Below are 17,264 nucleotides of genomic sequence, written 5' to 3'. Positions count from 1 at the left end.
AGAGATGAGAAACGAATGTACGTTTTACGGAAGTAATACCCAATGAATGAAAGGCTATTCTTTCATTGACATGGTTATACCCTTGTGATAAAGTGTTTTAGGTAGGCCTAAATTTATGGCTTTTTTTCAGGATCAATTTAGAGACTCTGCTTGAATGTGGAAGTCTTCGGGAGGTGTACATCATGCGGGTAATTATTACTTTGGCTTGTACTAACTGCAAACAAAGAAATTACACTACGACAAAAAACAAGCGTAATCACCCCGACCGCATGGAGATGAAGAAATTTTGCAAGTTTTGTAACGAGCAGACTTCTCATCGCGAAACCAGATAGTTTTTGGAGGTGTCGGCGTGAAACGAAGTTTCAAATCTCTGATTTCCTTTTTCTCAGAAAGCTGGGCTGAACTTAAAAAAGTTCGCTGGCCTAATCGTAAAGAGCTGACCAACTACACATTGATCGTACTTGGTACTGTTGTGGTTATGACGCTGTTTTTTTGGGTCATTGACATTGGCATCTCCTTTGTGATCGAAGCGATTATTTAAGAAGGGTTCCGGTGGCTTGATATGGAAAAAAGATGGTACGTCGTTCATACCTATTCAGGGTATGAGAACAAGGTCAAAGCCAATTTGGAAAAACGCGTAGAGTCTATGGGCATGGAAGACAAGATATTCCGCGTTCTTGTTCCTATGGAAGAAGAAGTGGTAAACAAGGACGGTAAGAAAAAAACCGTTATGCGTAAAGTTTACCCCGGTTATGTCTTGGTGGAAATGGTACAGACGGATGATTCTTGGTATGTTGTTCGCAACACACCAGGTGTTACAGGATTTGTCGGTTCGACAGGTTCTGGGTCCAAACCAACTGCATTGTTGCCTGAAGAAGTGGAACAAATTCTGAAGCACATGGGAATGGTTGAACCTAAGCCGAAAATTGAGTTCGATATTAAGGAATCCGTACGTATTAAAGTCGGTCCTTTTGCGAATTTCGTAGGCTCCGTGGAAGAGATTTTGGTAGAGAAAAGCAAGTTGAAAGTGCACGTGAACATGTTTGGACGGGAAACGCCGCTTGAGTTGGAATACACACAAGTGGAGAAGATATAGTTTCTTCAAGTTTCTTGTGGGAGGGTTGAAAAACCCGTTAACCACTATTTTGCAAGGAGGTGTCAATCATGGCGAAAAAAGTTATTAAAATGGTAAAACTGCAGATTCCAGCAGGTAAAGCAAACCCAGCACCACCAGTAGGTCCAGCTTTGGGTCAAGCAGGTGTCAACATCATGGCATTCTGTAAAGAATTCAACGCTCGTACAGCTGATCAAGCGGGATTGATTATTCCAGTTGAAATTTCTGTATTCGAGGACCGTTCCTTTACTTTCATCACTAAAACTCCACCAGCAGCAGTTCTGTTGAAAGTGGCAGCTAAAGTTGAAAAAGGATCCGGCGAACCGAACAAGAAAAAAGTTGCTACTGTTAAACGTGATGCGGTACGTCAAATCGCAGAAACAAAAATGCCTGACCTGAATGCAGCAGACGTTGAGTCCGCAATGCGTATGGTCGAAGGTACTGCCCGCAGCATGGGTATCACCATCGAAGACTAATTTTCATAAGAAACATGGCTTCGTAAAACCGGTCGATTCGCGACCGGTTGATGTGGGAGGTATATCCGCTAACACCACAAAGGAGGAATAAAACATGGCTAAACACGGTAAAAAATACCTGGAAGCTGCTAAGCTGATTGACAGCGAAGCAACTTACGAGCCTTCAGAAGCTGTAGAGCTTGTGAAAAAGGCAGCTACTGCAAAATTCGATGAAACAATCGAAGCAGCAGTTCGTTTGGGCGTAGACCCTCGTAAGCAAGACCAGGCTGTACGTGGTGTTGTTGTCTTGCCACACGGCACAGGTAAAACACAACGCGTATTGGTATTTGCAAAAGGTGACAAAGCGAAAGAAGCGGAAGCGGCTGGCGCGGACTATGTTGGTGATGCAGACATGATCAACAAAATCCAACAAGGCTGGTTCGAATTCGACGTCTGCGTAGCGACACCAGATATGATGAGTGAAGTAGGTAAATTGGGCCGACTGCTCGGCGGTAAAGGTCTGATGCCTAACCCTAAAGCCGGAACGGTAACTTTCGATGTAACTAAGGCTGTTCAAGAAATTAAAGCCGGTAAAATCGAATATCGTCTGGATCGTGCAGGTCAAATTCATGCACCGATTGGTAAAGCTTCTTTCTCTTCTGAGCAACTTAATGAGAACTTCAAAGCTCTCATGGAAGCTCTGAATCGTGCTAAACCAGCGGCAGCAAAAGGTGTTTATCTGAAGAATGTTAGTCTTTCTTCCACGATGGGCCCTGGCGCACGCGTGAACGCAGCAGCTTTTAGATAATATCTCTTGACAGGCTTGTCCTGTTTTTGATAAGATATAAAAGTTGTGAGTCCGAGTGACTGACCGATGACATTTGAATATGCTTGCCGTAGACAGTAGGTGCCATTTGGCTTAATTTCCTGCCGAGGTGTGATTATAGAACTTAGAACGATGCAAATCGATGATGAGTATATATCAAGCCTTCGTGATTCTACGGAGGCTTTTCTTAATGGGATAAATTTGATCAGGAGGTGTACAGATTGGCAAACGCAAAAGTGATTCAAGCAAAACAAGAATCCGTTGATGCAGTAACAGCAAAATTGCGCGAGAGCGTTACAACTGTTGTTGTTGACTATCGCGGATTGAACGTTGCCCAAGTAACTGAGTTGCGTAAGCAACTTCGTGAAGCGGGGATCGAATTCCAAGTGCTGAAAAACTCGTTGCTTCGCCGTGCAGCTGCAGCAGCAGAACTGACAGAACTCGATAATGTTCTTACAGGTCCTACTGCAATTGCATTCAGCGTAGATGACGTTGTGGCTCCAGCTAAAATTCTGAACGACTTCGCGAAAAAGAACGATGCATTGGAATTGAAAGGTGCAGTCGTAGAAGGTCGCGTAATCGGAGTAGAAGAAGTTAAGGCATTGGCAGAACTGCCATCCCGCGATGGACTCCTCTCCATGCTCCTCAGCGTGCTTCAAGCGCCAGTGCGCAACTTCGCGCTTGCGGTTAAAGCAGTTGCAGAAAAAGAAGAACAAGGCGCGTAAGCAACTTGATCTGAATGCTGTTTAGGCGGCAAATGAATTAAAAAAAATAATATTATATATGGAGGTTCACTCATGAGTAAAGAGCAAATCTTGGAAGCAATCAAAGGCATGACTGTACTGGAATTGAACGATCTTGTTAAAGCAATCGAAGAAGAATTCGGCGTAACTGCTGCAGCTCCAGTAGCTGCTGCAGGTGCAGTAGCTTCTGCTGAAGCTGAGCAATCCGAGTTCGACGTAATCTTGACTAGCGCTGGTGCTTCCAAAATCAACGTTATCAAAGCAGTTCGCGAAATCACAGGTCTTGGCCTGAAAGAAGCAAAAGAATTGGTTGACAACGCTCCAAAAGCATTGAAAGAAAAAGTTGCTAAAGAAGAAGCAGAAGCGGTTAAAGCTAAGCTTGAAGAAGCAGGCGCTTCAGTTGAAGTTAAATAATTTAGCTATTACAAGCTAAATGAACAAAACAACAAACCCCTTGACTTATATCAAGGGGTTTGTTGCTGTAATTGTAAATGGAAAGTGAGTGAGGGCATGTCCAATCATTATTATTCGGACAAACCGCAAGTGGCGCATGATCGCAGAGCAACTGAAGCGGTTCTTCGCGGATTCAGTCTGCGATTCGTGACGGATGCCGGTGTGTTTTCCAAAAACGGAATCGATTATGGCAGCAGAGTATTGATTGATGCGATAGAGTTGCCATCAGGGGCTCATGTTCTCGATGTGGGCTGTGGATACGGGCCTATGGGCCTTACAGCAGCCAAACTTGTACCGGATGGGCATGTCACCATGATCGATATCAACGAGAGAGCCGTTGAACTTTCCAGGGAAAATGCAAAAGCGAACGGAATTAACAATGTTACGGTATTGCAAAGTAATCTACTGGCTGAAGTGAAAAAGCAAGATTTTGACGTTATCCTAACCAACCCGCCTATACGGGCTGGGAAAGAGACAGTTCATACTATTTTCGAACAGGCACATCGCCATCTAAAGGTAGGCGGTTCGTTGTGGATTGTCATTCAGAAGAAACAAGGAGCCCCGTCGGCGAAAGCGAAATTGGAATCTTTGTTTGGAAGAGTGGAAGAAGTGACGAAGGATAAAGGCTATCGGATTTTTAAAGCGGTGAAATCGGAATAGGTATCTACTAAAAGCTGAATCCGAGTTTGTAAAGTAAGCAGGGGATCATTTTTTTTGCAATAGGACTATTGACTTGAAATTCAGGTCGTGGTATAGTTGTAAAATGTCAGTATTAAGATGCCCTACTTGGCTTTAGCTAACTAAAAATGTCAACCTTTTTTTACGCCGAACGGGCTTATTATGCCTACGTTTGGCGTATAATATGTACATTTTGGGCAAACTGGGGATAAGAATGATTTGGAAAGACATCCGCCGATCAAAGTTGCTCTTTTTTCGAACGACATTTCGAGTAAGGGCTTTTCTTTATTTGTGGATGCATTGCTTTGCTCTGTATGTGTACCATTATAAGGTTACAAACAGAGGTTCGCAACGAAATTTTTAAAGTGAGTAGACATTGAGGGGTGAGTTTAAGTTGGCAGGACATCTTGTTCAATATGGTCGACGCACTCGGCGCAGTTATGCACGAATTAACGAGATACTCGAAGTTCCGAACCTGATTGAAATCCAACAAAAATCCTATGATTGGTTTTTGGAGGAAGGGTTGCGCGAAATGTTCCAGGATATCTCGCCGATCCAGGATTTTACAGGTAACTTGATTTTGGAATTTATCGATTACAGTCTCGGTGAACCGAAGTATACAGTAGACGACGCGAAAGAGCGTGACGTTACGTATGCAGCACCGCTTCGGGTCAAAGTCCGGCTCATTAATAAGGAAACCGGCGAAGTCAAAGAGCAGGAAGTATTCATGGGAGATTTCCCGCTGATGACCAACACGGGCACATTTATTATTAATGGTGCGGAACGGGTTATTGTCAGCCAGTTGGTTCGCTCTCCTAGCGTTTACTTCAGTACCAAAGTAGATAAAAACGCCAAAAAAACGTATACCGCTACAGTTATTCCTAACCGCGGCGCTTGGTTGGAACTGGAGATGGACGCGAAGGATGTTGTTTACGTCCGGATCGACCGTACACGTAAAATACCGGTTACGGTTCTCCTGCGTTCACTTGGTTTTGGCACAGATGCTGAGATTCTGGATCTGCTCGGTAATGACGAATATATCCGCAACACACTGGACAAAGACAACACGGATTCCACGGAGAAAGCACTCATTGAGATCTATGAGCGTCTTCGTCCGGGCGAGCCGCCAACGCTGGATAATGCAAAAAGCTTGCTCGTAGCACGTTTCTTTGATCCAAAACGTTATGACCTGGCTAATGTAGGTCGTTACAAAATGAATAAAAAACTGCACATCAAAAACCGTTTGTTCAACCAGCGCTTGGCTGAGTCACTTGTTGACGCTGAGACTGGTGAAATCATTGCTGAAGCAGGTCAAATGGTTGATCGTCGTTTGTTGGATGAAATCATGCCGTATCTGGAGAAGAGCGTTGGATTCCGCACGTATCACGTGGGTAACGGCGTTTTGGATGCCAATGATATCCCTATGCAAACGATTGATGTGTTCTCACCAACTGAAGATGGTAAAGTAGTCAAACTGATTGCCAATGGAATCATTGACAAGTCCGTTAAAAACGTGACGCCGGCGGATATCATTTCGTCCATCAGTTATTTCCTTAACCTTCTGCAGGGAATTGGTAGCACGGATGATATTGACCATCTGGGTAACCGTCGTTTGCGTTCGGTGGGTGAACTCCTGCAGAATCAGTTCCGTATCGGTTTGTCCCGTATGGAGCGTGTGGTTCGTGAGAGAATGTCCATTCAGGATGCTAACGTAATTACACCACAGGCATTGATCAACATACGTCCTGTTATTGCATCCATTAAAGAGTTCTTTGGTAGCTCTCAGTTGTCACAGTTTATGGATCAAACGAACCCGCTGGGTGAGTTGACACATAAACGTCGTTTGTCCGCACTCGGACCCGGTGGTTTGACACGTGAGCGCGCAGGTATGGAAGTGCGTGACGTCCATCCATCCCACTATGGCCGTATGTGTCCAATCGAGACGCCAGAGGGACCAAACATCGGTTTGATCAACTCCTTGTCTACGTTCGCCCGTGTTAATGAATATGGCTTTATTGAAGCTCCATATCGTTGGGTTGATCCGAAGACAGGTATTGTAACCGAGCAAATTGATTACCTGACAGCGGACGAAGAGGACAACTATGTTATCGCTCAAGCGAATGCGAAGCTGAATGAAGATAGTACATTTGAAGAAGAAGCGATCATTGTACGTTATAACAAACAGTCGGATAACATCCTTACGATGCCGAGTGAGCGCGTTGACTACATGGACGTATCTCCTAAGCAAGTTGTATCCGTCGCTACAGCGCTTATCCCGTTCCTTGAGAACGATGACTCCAACCGTGCGCTCATGGGATCAAACATGCAGCGGCAGGCCGTTCCACTTTTGATTCCTAAAGCACCACTTGTGGGAACAGGTATGGAACACAAAGCCGCGAAAGATTCCGGTGTATGTATTGTCTCCGATTATGACGGAATTATTGAACGATCTACTGCGAACGAGATTTGGGTCCGTCGTGTTGAAGAAGTGGACGGTCAGGAAGTTAAAGGCGATATCGTTAAATATAAATTACACAAATTTATGCGTTCGAACCAAGGAACATGCATTAACCAGCGTCCGATTGTTAAAAGAGGTGCCGCTGTCAAAGCTGGCGATATCCTCGCTGATGGTCCTTCAACGGAAATGGGTGAATTGGCTCTGGGACGTAACGTTGTTGTTGCCTTCATGACTTGGGAAGGTTACAACTACGAGGATGCGATCTTGCTCAGTGAAAAACTCGTTAAGGAAGATGTATACACATCCATCCATATCGAGGAGTATGAGTCAGAAGCACGTGATACCAAACTCGGACCTGAAGAGATCACACGTGACATCCCTAACGTTGGGGAAGAAGCGTTGCGTAACTTGGATGAGCGCGGTATTATCCGAATCGGTGCTGAGATCAGTGCTGGCGACATTCTGGTTGGTAAAGTAACACCTAAGGGTGTAACAGAGCTGACAGCAGAAGAACGTCTCTTGCATGCGATCTTTGGTGAGAAAGCACGTGAAGTACGTGATACTTCCTTGCGTGTACCACATGGTACTGACGGTATCGTAGTAGACGTGAAAGTATTTACCCGTGAAAACGGTGATGAGCTGCCTCCAGGTGTTAACCAACTCGTTCGTGTATATATCGCTCAAAAACGGAAAATTTCCGAGGGTGATAAAATGGCCGGACGTCACGGTAACAAAGGGGTCGTGGCCCGCATCTTGCCGGAAGAAGATATGCCTTTCCTGCCAGACGGTACACCGGTTCAGATCGTTCTTAACCCACTGGGCGTACCTTCCCGGATGAATATCGGTCAAGTACTCGAGGTTCACTTGGGTATGGCGGCGATGCAACTGGGTATTCACGTAGCAACTCCTGTATTCGACGGAGCGAAGGAGTATGACGTCTTCGATACGATGGAAGAAGCGGGTATGCAACGTAATGGTAAAACTGTCCTGTATGATGGTCGTACAGGTGAAGAGTTTGAACGTGAAGTTACCGTAGGTGTCATGCACATGATCAAATTGGCACACATGGTTGATGATAAGATCCATGCCCGTTCCACAGGTCCTTACTCACTTGTTACGCAACAACCATTGGGTGGTAAAGCTCAATTCGGTGGACAGCGTTTCGGGGAGATGGAAGTATGGGCGCTTGAGGCATACGGTGCTGCTTATACACTGCAAGAAATCTTGACTGTTAAATCCGATGATGTTGTTGGTCGGGTTAAAACGTATGAATCCATCGTCAAAGGTGAGAATGTTCCGGAACCAGGCGTTCCTGAGTCATTCAAAGTATTGATCAAAGAGCTGCAAAGCTTGGGTATGGACGTTAAGATTTTGAGTGAAGATGAGCAAGAGATTGAAATGAGAGAAATGGACGATGAAGATGACGCTGCGAGCGATAAGCTCAGCCTCAACCTTGAGGGTACAGAGGTCGGAGCGGAATAAACCGCTTCGAGCGCATGATGACCGGCGTTTTTCATCAGGCTCACGTCTTGCTCCGGCTTCGGCCGGAGTGGGCGTAACCTAGATTACAGGAATTGGTTAAGGAGGGTTGCTCCTTGTTGGACGTCAACAATTTCGAATACATGAAGATCGGGCTTGCTTCCCCAGAGAAAATTCGTTCTTGGTCCCGCGGAGAAGTGAAAAAACCGGAAACGATCAACTATCGTACGTTGAAACCGGAAAAAGAAGGGCTATTCTGCGAAAAGATTTTTGGCCCTACAAAAGACTGGGAATGTCATTGCGGTAAATACAAACGCGTCCGTTATAAAGGCGTTGTCTGTGATCGTTGTGGCGTTGAAGTAACACGTGCGAAAGTACGCCGCGAACGGATGGGCCATATTGAGCTCGCTGCTCCGGTATCGCATATCTGGTACTTCAAAGGTATTCCGAGCCGTATGGGTCTTGCTCTGGATATGTCTCCAAGATCTCTTGAAGAGATTATTTATTTTGCATCATATGTTGTAACTGATCCAGGAGAAACTCCACTGGAGAAAAAACAGCTGTTGTCCGAGAAAGAATACCGCAGCTACCGTGAAAAATACGGCTATGGTTTCCATGCTGGCATGGGCGCAGAAGCGGTTAAAAAATTGCTTCAAGACCTTGACATAGACAAAGAGCTCGAGTTCCTGAAAGAAGAGCTCCGGACTGCGCAAGGACAACGTCGTAATCGTGCAATCAAACGTCTGGAAGTTATCGAAGCATTCCGCAACTCCGGCAACAAGCCAGAGTGGATGATCATGGATGTACTTCCTGTTATCCCGCCGGAACTTCGTCCAATGGTACAGTTGGATGGTGGACGTTTTGCAACGTCTGACCTGAATGACTTGTACCGTCGTGTAATCAACCGGAACAACCGTCTGAAACGTCTGCTTGATCTGGGCGCGCCAGATATTATCGTGCAAAATGAAAAACGGATGTTGCAGGAAGCTGTTGACGCATTGATCGATAATGGTCGTCGTGGCCGCCCTGTAACGGGTCCTGGTAACCGTCCATTGAAATCTCTCAGCCACATGCTGAAAGGTAAACAAGGACGTTTCCGTCAAAACTTGCTCGGTAAACGGGTTGACTATTCTGGTCGTTCCGTTATCGTTGTTGGACCTTACCTGAAAATGTATCAGTGTGGTCTGCCAAAAGATATGGCACTTGAATTGTTCAAGCCTTTTGTTATGAAAGAGCTTGTGAATAAAGGGCTTGCCCACAACATCAAGAGCGCGAAACGTAAAGTTGAGCGTGTAAGTCCTGAAGTATGGGATGTTCTTGAAGAAGTAATCAAGGAGCATCCGGTTCTGTTGAACCGTGCCCCTACGCTTCACAGACTCGGTATTCAAGCATTTGAACCGATTCTCGTTGAAGGTAAAGCAATTCGTCTTCACCCGCTCGTATGTACGGCATACAATGCCGACTTTGACGGTGACCAAATGGCTGTGCACGTTCCGTTGTCCGCTGAGGCTCAAGCGGAAGCACGTATCCTGATGCTTGCATCGGGTAACATTTTGAACCCGAAAGACGGTAAACCAGTTGTTACTCCTTCCCAGGATATGGTGCTTGGTTCTTACTACCTCACTATGGACAACAAGGAAGAAAAGGGCACAGGTATGATCTTGCGTACAGTTAACGAAGCTGTATCGGCATACCAACGTGGTACTGCTGGTCTGCATGCGCGTGTAGCTATTCCGGTTAAGGCGCTTGGTAAAACAAGCTTCACGGAAGAACAGCAAGAAGGAATGTTGCTGACAACTATCGGTAAAATTATCTTCAATGAAATTTTCCCGGCAAGCTTCCCGTATATCAATGATGCGACTCGTGCTAACCTGTACCAAGGTACAGCAGATCACTCATTTGTATATGAAAAAGGTGCTGATCTCAGAGAAGCTATTATGAATGCTCCTCTGGCTGGCGGTGTCGGTAAAGAATACCTCGGCTCCATCATTGCACGTTGTTTTGAAATTTATCACACAACGGAAACAGCCGTTATTTTGGATAAAATCAAACAACTTGGATTCACATACTCTACACGTGCCGGTATTACGGTTGCGGTATCTGATGTTATCGTTCCGCCTGAGAAGTTTGAAATTCTTAGACAATCTGAGGAAAAAGCACAAATCGTTACGAATCAGTACCGTCGTGGTCTGATTACGAATGAAGAGCGCTATGACCGTATCATTGATATCTGGTCAAAATCCAAAGATGATATCACTGAGATTCTGATGAAGTCCATGGATCGTTACAACTCGATCATGATGATGGTAGACTCCAAAGCACGGGGTAACAAATCGCAAATCACCCAATTGGGCGGTATGCGTGGTCTGATGGCCAACCCATCCGGTCGAATTATCGAACTCCCAATCAAATCGAACTTCCGTGAAGGTCTGACGGTACTCGAGTACTTTATCTCCACTCACGGAGCGCGTAAAGGTTTGGCGGATACAGCCCTGCGTACAGCCGATTCAGGTTACCTGACTCGTCGTCTCGTAGACGTAGCCCAAGACGTAATCGTACGTGATGATGATTGTGGTACAGATAAAGGCTTTACGGTAAGTCGTATTCAGGATGGTAAAGAGGTTATCGAAGATCTCTACGACCGTATTGAAGGCAGATACTGCTTCGAGACACTTCGTCATCCGGAAACGAAAGAAATCATTGTAGGTCGCAATGAATTGATTGACTCCGATAAAGCAGAAGCGATCATCAAAGCAGGTATTACTAAATTGCAAATCCGCTCCGTCCTCAGCTGCCGTGCAAGTCATGGTGTCTGCAAGAAGTGTTATGGTCGCAACCTCGCGACTGGTAAACACGTGGAGATTGGTGAAGCAGTTGGTATTATTGCAGCACAATCCATTGGTGAGCCGGGAACACAGCTTACAATGCGTACATTCCACACCGGTGGTGTAGCCGGAGACGATATTACGCAAGGTTTGCCGCGTATCCAGGAGTTGTTTGAAGCTCGTAATCCTAAGGGTCAAGCAACAATCAGTGAGATTGATGGTGTAGTTAAAGAGATTCGCGAAGCGAAAGATCGTCGTGAAATCGAAATTCAAGGTGAGGCGGAATCCAAAGTTTACTCCGTTACCTACGGTTCCCGTGTGCGCGTAAGCGAAGGCGCGGAAGTTGAAGCGGGTGACGAGTTGACAGACGGTTCCATTGATCCAAAAGAGATGTTACGGATTAAAGGCATACGTGGTGTACAAAACTACATTCTGCAGGAAGTACAACGCGTATATCGTAACCAAGGCGTAGAAATTAACGATAAGCACGTTGAAGTTATGATCCGTCAAATGCTGCGTAAAATCCGCATCGTAGATGCAGGAGATACAACGCTGTTGCCGGGATCGTTCGTAGATATGCATGAGTACGAAAGAGCTAACAAAATTGCGATTCTTAGTGATAAAGAGCCAGCGGTTGCTAAACCAATCCTGCTCGGTATTACGAAAGCATCCCTGGAAACAGACTCCTTCCTCTCGGCGGCTTCGTTCCAAGAAACTACACGTGTACTGACAGATGCAGCGATCAAAGGTAAAGTCGATCAGTTGCTCGGTCTGAAGGAAAATGTAATCATCGGTAAATTGATCCCTGCTGGTACAGGTATGCACCGTTACCGCAGCATCAAATTTGCTGAGCCAGAAGATGGCCAATCTTCAGTAGAAGAACTTGAGCCAGTTTCGGTTGATTAAATAGATTCCTCCTCATTTAGAGGGGAATGAAAGTTTTGTGCGTCAGGAGGCGGACGCTTGTATAATGCAGGCGGACGAATCCTGATGTACGTAAACTTTTAAAAAATGTTTTAGGATTAGCATTGACAATGCTTGCGCTAGATGCTAATATATCAAAGGTGCGTGGGCAGCTGATTGTACATGGTTCTATTCGGAGGAATACACAATGTCTAATGAAAAAGCCTTGCAAGATGCTCATGTCAAAATAGGTACCAAACAGACCATGCGGATGGTGCAGACAGGTATGGCTTCTGAAGTCTATGTCGCAGAAGATAGTGATCCGCAGCTCACTTCCAAAATCATTGCTTTGTGTGAACAACACAATGTGAAGTACACGAAAGTGGATACAATGAAAAATCTCGGCAAAGCTTGCGGGATTGGAGTGGGAGCAGCTATGGCTGCTGTCGTAAAATGATAGTGTAAGGAACGTTTTTGTCCGAGAACTTTTAAGGATTCTCCAAGGCAAAAACTTTTCATTTGTCTTTTTATGAACCGCCTGGGTCTGTGGACTTAGCGAAAAGAGGTTTATAAAGAAACATGAATATTTGAGGAAGGGGGTGGCAATCACATGCCAACTATTAATCAACTGGTTCGTAAAGGACGTCAAGCAAAAGTTGAGAAGTCAAAATCTCCAGCTTTGCAAAAAGGATTCAACGCTTTGAAACGTGAATCTACTAACATCAGTGCCCCACAAAAACGTGGTGTCTGCACTCGTGTAGGTACAATGACTCCACGTAAACCAAACTCTGCACTTCGTAAGTATGCCCGTGTTCGTTTGACGAACCGTCTCGAGGTTACTGCTTATATCCCGGGAATTGGACATAACCTTCAAGAGCACAGTGTGGTATTGATCCGCGGAGGTAAAGTTAAAGACCTTGCAGGAGTTCGTTATCACATCGTTCGTGGAGCTCTCGATACTGCAGGCGTAAACAACCGTATGCAAGCTCGTTCGAAATACGGTGCAAAACGTCCAAAAGCTAAAAAAGCCTAAACCATTATAAGCAGAGAACCTGAAAGCCTTCTGGCTTAGGTCTGGAAGGTACAGGGTCTGCTGAACAAGAAAGAAAGGGGGATATCCATGCCACGCAAAGGTCCAGTTACGAAAAGAGACGTGTTGCCTGATCCGTTATACAACAGCAAGTTGGTTACTCGTTTAATCAACCGCATCATGATCGGCGGAAAACGCGGTGTTGCTCAAAGCATTCTGTATAATGCGTTCAAGTTGATTCAAGAACGTACGGGTAATGACCCTATGGAAGTATTTGAAGCAGCAATCAAGAACATCATGCCAGTCCTGGAAGTTAAAGCTCGCCGTGTCGGCGGTGCCAACTACCAAGTACCAATCGAGGTGAAACCAGAGAGACGTACTGCTCTGGGATTACGTTGGCTCGTGAACTACTCCCGCAACCGCGGTGAGAAAACAATGGAAGAGCGTTTGGCGGCTGAGATCATCGACGCTTCCAACAACACAGGCGCTTCCGTTAAAAAACGTGAAGATACGCACAAAATGGCTGAAGCGAACAAAGCGTTTGCTCACTACCGTTGGTAGGATTCAGTTCACAATAAAAAAACTTCAATTTTGAAGGGAGACCCATTTCATGGCTAGAGAGTTCTCCTTAAAAAATACACGTAATATCGGGATCATGGCTCATATTGATGCGGGTAAAACCACGACAACTGAGCGGATCCTGTTTTACACAGGACGTACGCACAAAATCGGTGAAGTACACGAAGGCGCTGCGACAATGGACTGGATGGAACAGGAACAGGAGCGCGGAATTACGATTACTTCCGCTGCAACTACCGCTGCTTGGAAAGGCCACCGCGTTAATATTATTGATACCCCGGGACACGTTGACTTCACTGTTGAAGTTGAACGTTCCCTTCGTGTATTGGACGGAGCAGTTGGTGTATTCAGTGCGAAAGAAGGCGTTGAGCCTCAGTCCGAAACCGTATGGAGACAGGCTGACAAGTACGGCGTACCTCGTATCGCATATGTAAACAAAATGGATATCATCGGTGCTGACTTCCTGAACGTTGTATCTGACATGCGTGATCGCCTTCAAGCGAACGCTGTTGCGATTCAACTTCCAATCGGCGCTGAAAATGATTTCAAAGGTATCATTGATATCGTTGCACAAAGAGCTCATATGTACAAAGATGACCTTGGGCAAGATATCGAAGAAACCGACATTCCTGCAGAATTTGCAGATCAAGTTGAAGAACTTCGCAACGAGTTGATTGAGCGCGTTGCTGAACTGGATGAAGAATTGACAATGAAATACCTGGAAGGCGAAGAGATCACAATTGATGAGATCAAAACCGTACTCCGTAAAGGTGTTGTAGATGTTAAGATCTTCCCAGTTATCTGTGGATCCTCATATCGTAACAAAGGTGTTCAACTGATGTTGGATGCTGTTGTCGACTACTTGCCAGCTCCAACAGATGTTGCATCGATCACGGGACATCTTGAAGATGGAACTGAAGCAATTCGTAAGTCATCCGATGAAGAGCCATTCTCCGCATTGGCATTCAAAATTATGACTGACCCTTACGTTGGTAAATTGACATTCTTCCGCGTATACTCTGGTGTTCTTCAATCCGGATCATATGTATTGAATGCCACTAAAAACAAACGTGAGCGTATCGGTCGTATCCTTCAAATGCATGCGAACAGCCGTCAAGAAATCACTGTAGTTTACTCCGGTGATATTGCAGCTGCCGTAGGTTTGAAAGATACAGGTACAGGTGATACACTATGTGATGAGAAAAATCCGGTTATCCTGGAGTCAATGAACTTCCCTGATCCGGTTATCGAAATCGCTGTTGAACCTAAAACCAAAGCTGACCAAGATAAACTGGGTGTTGCTCTCGGTAAGTTGACTGAAGAGGATCCAACTCTTCGTGCTCATACTGACGAAGAAACAGGCCAAACGATCTTGGCAGGTATGGGTGAGCTTCACCTTGATATCATCATCGATCGTATGCGTCGTGAGTTCAAGGTTGAAACTACTGTGGGTAAACCACAAGTAGCTTACCGTGAAACATTCCGTGCTCCAGCGCGCGTTGAAGGTAAATTCGTACGTCAATCCGGTGGTCGTGGTCAATACGGTCACGTATGGGTTGAATTCGAACCTCTCGAGCCGGGTACAGGCAGCCAGTTCGAAAGTAAGGTTGTCGGTGGTTCCGTACCAAGAGAATACATTCAACCTGCACTGTCAGGGATTGAAGAGCAAATGAAAAACGGCGTTATTGCAGGCTTCCCGCTTGTTGACGTTAAGGCTACAATCGTAGACGGATCTTACCATGATGTCGATTCCAATGAGATGGCATTTAAAATTGCCGGATCTATGGCGCTTAAAGCGGCTAAAGACAAGTGTAAACCAGTTCTGCTTGAGCCTATCATGAAAGTAGAAGTAACTGTTCCAGAAGAGTACATGGGTGACGTAATGGGTATGTTGAACTCCCGTCGTGGCCGCATCGAAGGTATGGATTCCCGTAGTGGAGCTCAAATCATCCGTGCTAAGGTACCTTTGTCTGAAATGTTTGGTTACTCTACAACTCTTCGTTCCGGTACTCAAGGACGCGGCGTATTCTCCATGGAACTCTCTCACTATGAAGAAGTTCCTAAGAGCATCGCTGAAGAAATCGTTGCCAAAACAAAAGGCACCGAGTAGTTTTCTCACACTGGATGCAAGTGCATAAGAATTCAATTCGGAGCACTTCATTCAGTGAAAACATAAAATTATAATTTTAAGGAGGCCACGTTCAAATGGCAAAGGCTAAATACGAACGTAATAAACCCCACGTTAACATCGGTACTATTGGTCACGTCGATCACGGTAAAACAACTCTGACTGCTGCAATCACAACTGTATTGTCCAAAACTTACGGTGGTGCTGCAATTGCATTCGACCAAATCGACAAAGCTCCAGAAGAGCGCGAACGCGGTATCACAATCTCCACATCACACGTTGAGTACGAAACTGACACTCGTCACTACGCTCACGTTGACTGCCCAGGTCACGCCGACTATGTTAAAAACATGATCACTGGCGCGGCTCAAATGGATGGAGCTATCTTGGTAGTATCCGCAGCAGACGGCCCAATGCCACAAACTCGTGAGCACATCTTGCTCTCCCGTCAAGTAGGCGTACCTTACATTGTTGTATTCTTGAACAAATGTGACATGGTTGAAGACGAAGAGTTGTTGGAATTGGTTGAGATGGAAGTTCGCGACCTTCTTAACGAATATGAGTTCCCAGGTGACGATACTCCAATCACTCGTGGATCCGCTCGTGAAGCTCTGGCAAACCCAGATGGCGAATGGGCTCAAAAAATCGTTGAGATGTTCAAAGAGATCGACACTTACATCCCACTGCCTGAGCGTCAAACTGACAAACCTTTCTTGATGCCTGTCGAGGACGTATTCTCCATCACTGGTCGTGGTACTGTTGCTACTGGCCGTGTAGAGCGTGGTACTGTTAAAGTCGGCGAAGAGATCGAAATCGTTGGTATCACTGAAGAAACTAAGAAATCTGTTGTAACAGGCGTTGAGATGTTCCGTAAATTGTTGGATTCCGCTCAAGCGGGTGACAACATCGGTGCATTGTTGCGTGGTGTTGACCGTACTCAAATCGAGCGTGGTCAAGTACTTGCAAAACCAGGTTCTGTTAAGCCGCACACAGAATTCACAGCTCAAATCTACGTTCTGACTAAAGAAGAGGGCGGACGTCACAAACCATTCTTCACTGGTTACCGTCCACAGTTCTACTTCCGTACAACTGACGTAACAGGCATCATCAACTTGCCTGAAGGTACTGAAATGGTAATGCCTGGTGATAACATCACTGTTACTGTTTCCCTGATCTCCCCAATCGCGATTGAAGAAGGAACTAAATTCTCCATTCGTGAAGGCGGACGTACAGTAGGTGCCGGTTCCGTAGCATCTATCCAAAAATAATTCGGCTTAACGCTGAATAAAGCATATGTAACAGTGTACTGGAACGAGTAACATTGTATTGTAACGAAGCTTCGGAAGAGTTCTTTATCCGACATCGGATAGAGAACTCTTTTATTATGTTTAAAGTTCGGAACCTGCGTCATACGAAATGAACATCATTTACGAGTTTAGAAGGATTGGCAAGGCAGCCTGGATATTGAAGATTAACACTGCAATAAACGAAGTCATTTCATCAGAAAAGATAAGTTTAAATGTTTTTCTTAAATATGCTTGCAATACGCCTATCTTTTCTATATAATAATGAATGTTGTTCTGTGACGTTGCG

General features: G+C 45.4%; 15 protein-coding genes and 1 other annotated feature. All 15 genes read left to right on the top strand.

Annotated elements, in window-relative coordinates; all coding sequences use genetic code 11:
• Positions 1 to 182: 182 nt before the first annotated feature.
• A complete protein-coding gene (gene rpmG / locus MHH92_RS26880) occupies positions 183 to 332 on the top strand; it encodes a 50S ribosomal protein L33 (RefSeq protein WP_072735843.1) in 150 nt (49 codons plus the stop codon).
• Positions 333 to 349: 17 nt separating this feature from the next.
• On the top strand, positions 350 to 541 hold the full coding sequence (gene secE / locus MHH92_RS26875; RefSeq protein ID WP_017692060.1) for a preprotein translocase subunit SecE: 192 nt from the start codon (positions 350 to 352) through the stop codon (positions 539 to 541).
• A 21-nt stretch (positions 542 to 562) separates the two neighbouring features.
• On the top strand, positions 563 to 1,096 hold the full coding sequence (nusG, locus tag MHH92_RS26870; RefSeq protein ID WP_036607165.1) for a transcription termination/antitermination protein NusG: 534 nt from the start codon (positions 563 to 565) through the stop codon (positions 1,094 to 1,096).
• A 68-nt stretch (positions 1,097 to 1,164) separates the two neighbouring features.
• Positions 1,165 to 1,590, top strand: a complete 426-nt coding sequence (rplK, locus tag MHH92_RS26865) for a 50S ribosomal protein L11 (protein WP_017692062.1) — start codon at positions 1,165 to 1,167, stop codon at positions 1,588 to 1,590.
• Between the two features lie 94 nt (positions 1,591 to 1,684).
• Entirely contained in the window at positions 1,685 to 2,377 is a 693-nt protein-coding gene (gene rplA, locus MHH92_RS26860; RefSeq protein ID WP_017692063.1) for a 50S ribosomal protein L1, read from the top strand.
• A 68-nt stretch (positions 2,378 to 2,445) separates the two neighbouring features.
• Positions 2,446 to 2,592 (top strand) — a sequence feature (ribosomal protein L10 leader region).
• Between the two features lie 24 nt (positions 2,593 to 2,616).
• Positions 2,617 to 3,120: a 50S ribosomal protein L10 gene (gene rplJ, locus MHH92_RS26855; protein WP_253509304.1), complete on the top strand. Its 504-nt coding sequence runs from the start codon at positions 2,617 to 2,619 to the stop codon at positions 3,118 to 3,120.
• A gap of 72 nt (positions 3,121 to 3,192) precedes the next feature.
• A complete protein-coding gene (gene rplL / locus MHH92_RS26850; protein WP_017692065.1) occupies positions 3,193 to 3,552 on the top strand; it encodes a 50S ribosomal protein L7/L12 in 360 nt (119 codons plus the stop codon).
• Between the two features lie 96 nt (positions 3,553 to 3,648).
• Entirely contained in the window at positions 3,649 to 4,251 is a 603-nt protein-coding gene (locus MHH92_RS26845) for a class I SAM-dependent methyltransferase (RefSeq protein WP_047841126.1), read from the top strand.
• A 412-nt stretch (positions 4,252 to 4,663) separates the two neighbouring features.
• The gene (rpoB, locus tag MHH92_RS26840; RefSeq protein WP_047841125.1) at positions 4,664 to 8,209 is read left to right on the top strand and encodes a DNA-directed RNA polymerase subunit beta; all 3,546 of its coding nucleotides are present in this window, start codon (positions 4,664 to 4,666) and stop codon (positions 8,207 to 8,209) included.
• A gap of 113 nt (positions 8,210 to 8,322) precedes the next feature.
• Positions 8,323 to 11,937 (top strand): DNA-directed RNA polymerase subunit beta', encoded by a 3,615-nt coding sequence (gene rpoC / locus MHH92_RS26835; protein ID WP_253503545.1) that lies wholly within the window; start codon positions 8,323 to 8,325, stop codon positions 11,935 to 11,937.
• 205 nt (positions 11,938 to 12,142) lie between these two features.
• Complete coding sequence (locus MHH92_RS26830; protein ID WP_047841123.1) at positions 12,143 to 12,391, top strand: ribosomal L7Ae/L30e/S12e/Gadd45 family protein; 249 nt, start codon at positions 12,143 to 12,145, stop codon at positions 12,389 to 12,391.
• A 153-nt stretch (positions 12,392 to 12,544) separates the two neighbouring features.
• Positions 12,545 to 12,967, top strand: a complete 423-nt coding sequence (gene rpsL, locus MHH92_RS26825; RefSeq protein ID WP_017692070.1) for a 30S ribosomal protein S12 — start codon at positions 12,545 to 12,547, stop codon at positions 12,965 to 12,967.
• 87 nt (positions 12,968 to 13,054) lie between these two features.
• Positions 13,055 to 13,525 carry a 30S ribosomal protein S7 gene (gene rpsG / locus MHH92_RS26820; protein WP_017692071.1) on the top strand — a complete coding sequence of 157 codons (471 nt, stop codon included), beginning with the start codon at positions 13,055 to 13,057 and terminating at the stop codon, positions 13,523 to 13,525.
• Positions 13,526 to 13,574: 49 nt separating this feature from the next.
• Positions 13,575 to 15,653 carry an elongation factor G gene (gene fusA / locus MHH92_RS26815; RefSeq protein WP_047841122.1) on the top strand — a complete coding sequence of 693 codons (2,079 nt, stop codon included), beginning with the start codon at positions 13,575 to 13,577 and terminating at the stop codon, positions 15,651 to 15,653.
• Between the two features lie 95 nt (positions 15,654 to 15,748).
• Positions 15,749 to 16,939 carry an elongation factor Tu gene (gene tuf, locus MHH92_RS26810; RefSeq protein WP_017692073.1) on the top strand — a complete coding sequence of 397 codons (1,191 nt, stop codon included), beginning with the start codon at positions 15,749 to 15,751 and terminating at the stop codon, positions 16,937 to 16,939.
• The last annotated feature ends 325 nt before the right edge of the window (positions 16,940 to 17,264 follow it).

This window comes from Paenibacillus sp. FSL M7-1414 (assembly GCF_038003195.1).
GTDB lineage: Bacteria > Bacillota > Bacilli > Paenibacillales > Paenibacillaceae > Paenibacillus > Paenibacillus amylolyticus.
This window is presented reverse-complemented; position numbering and strand designations above follow the sequence as displayed.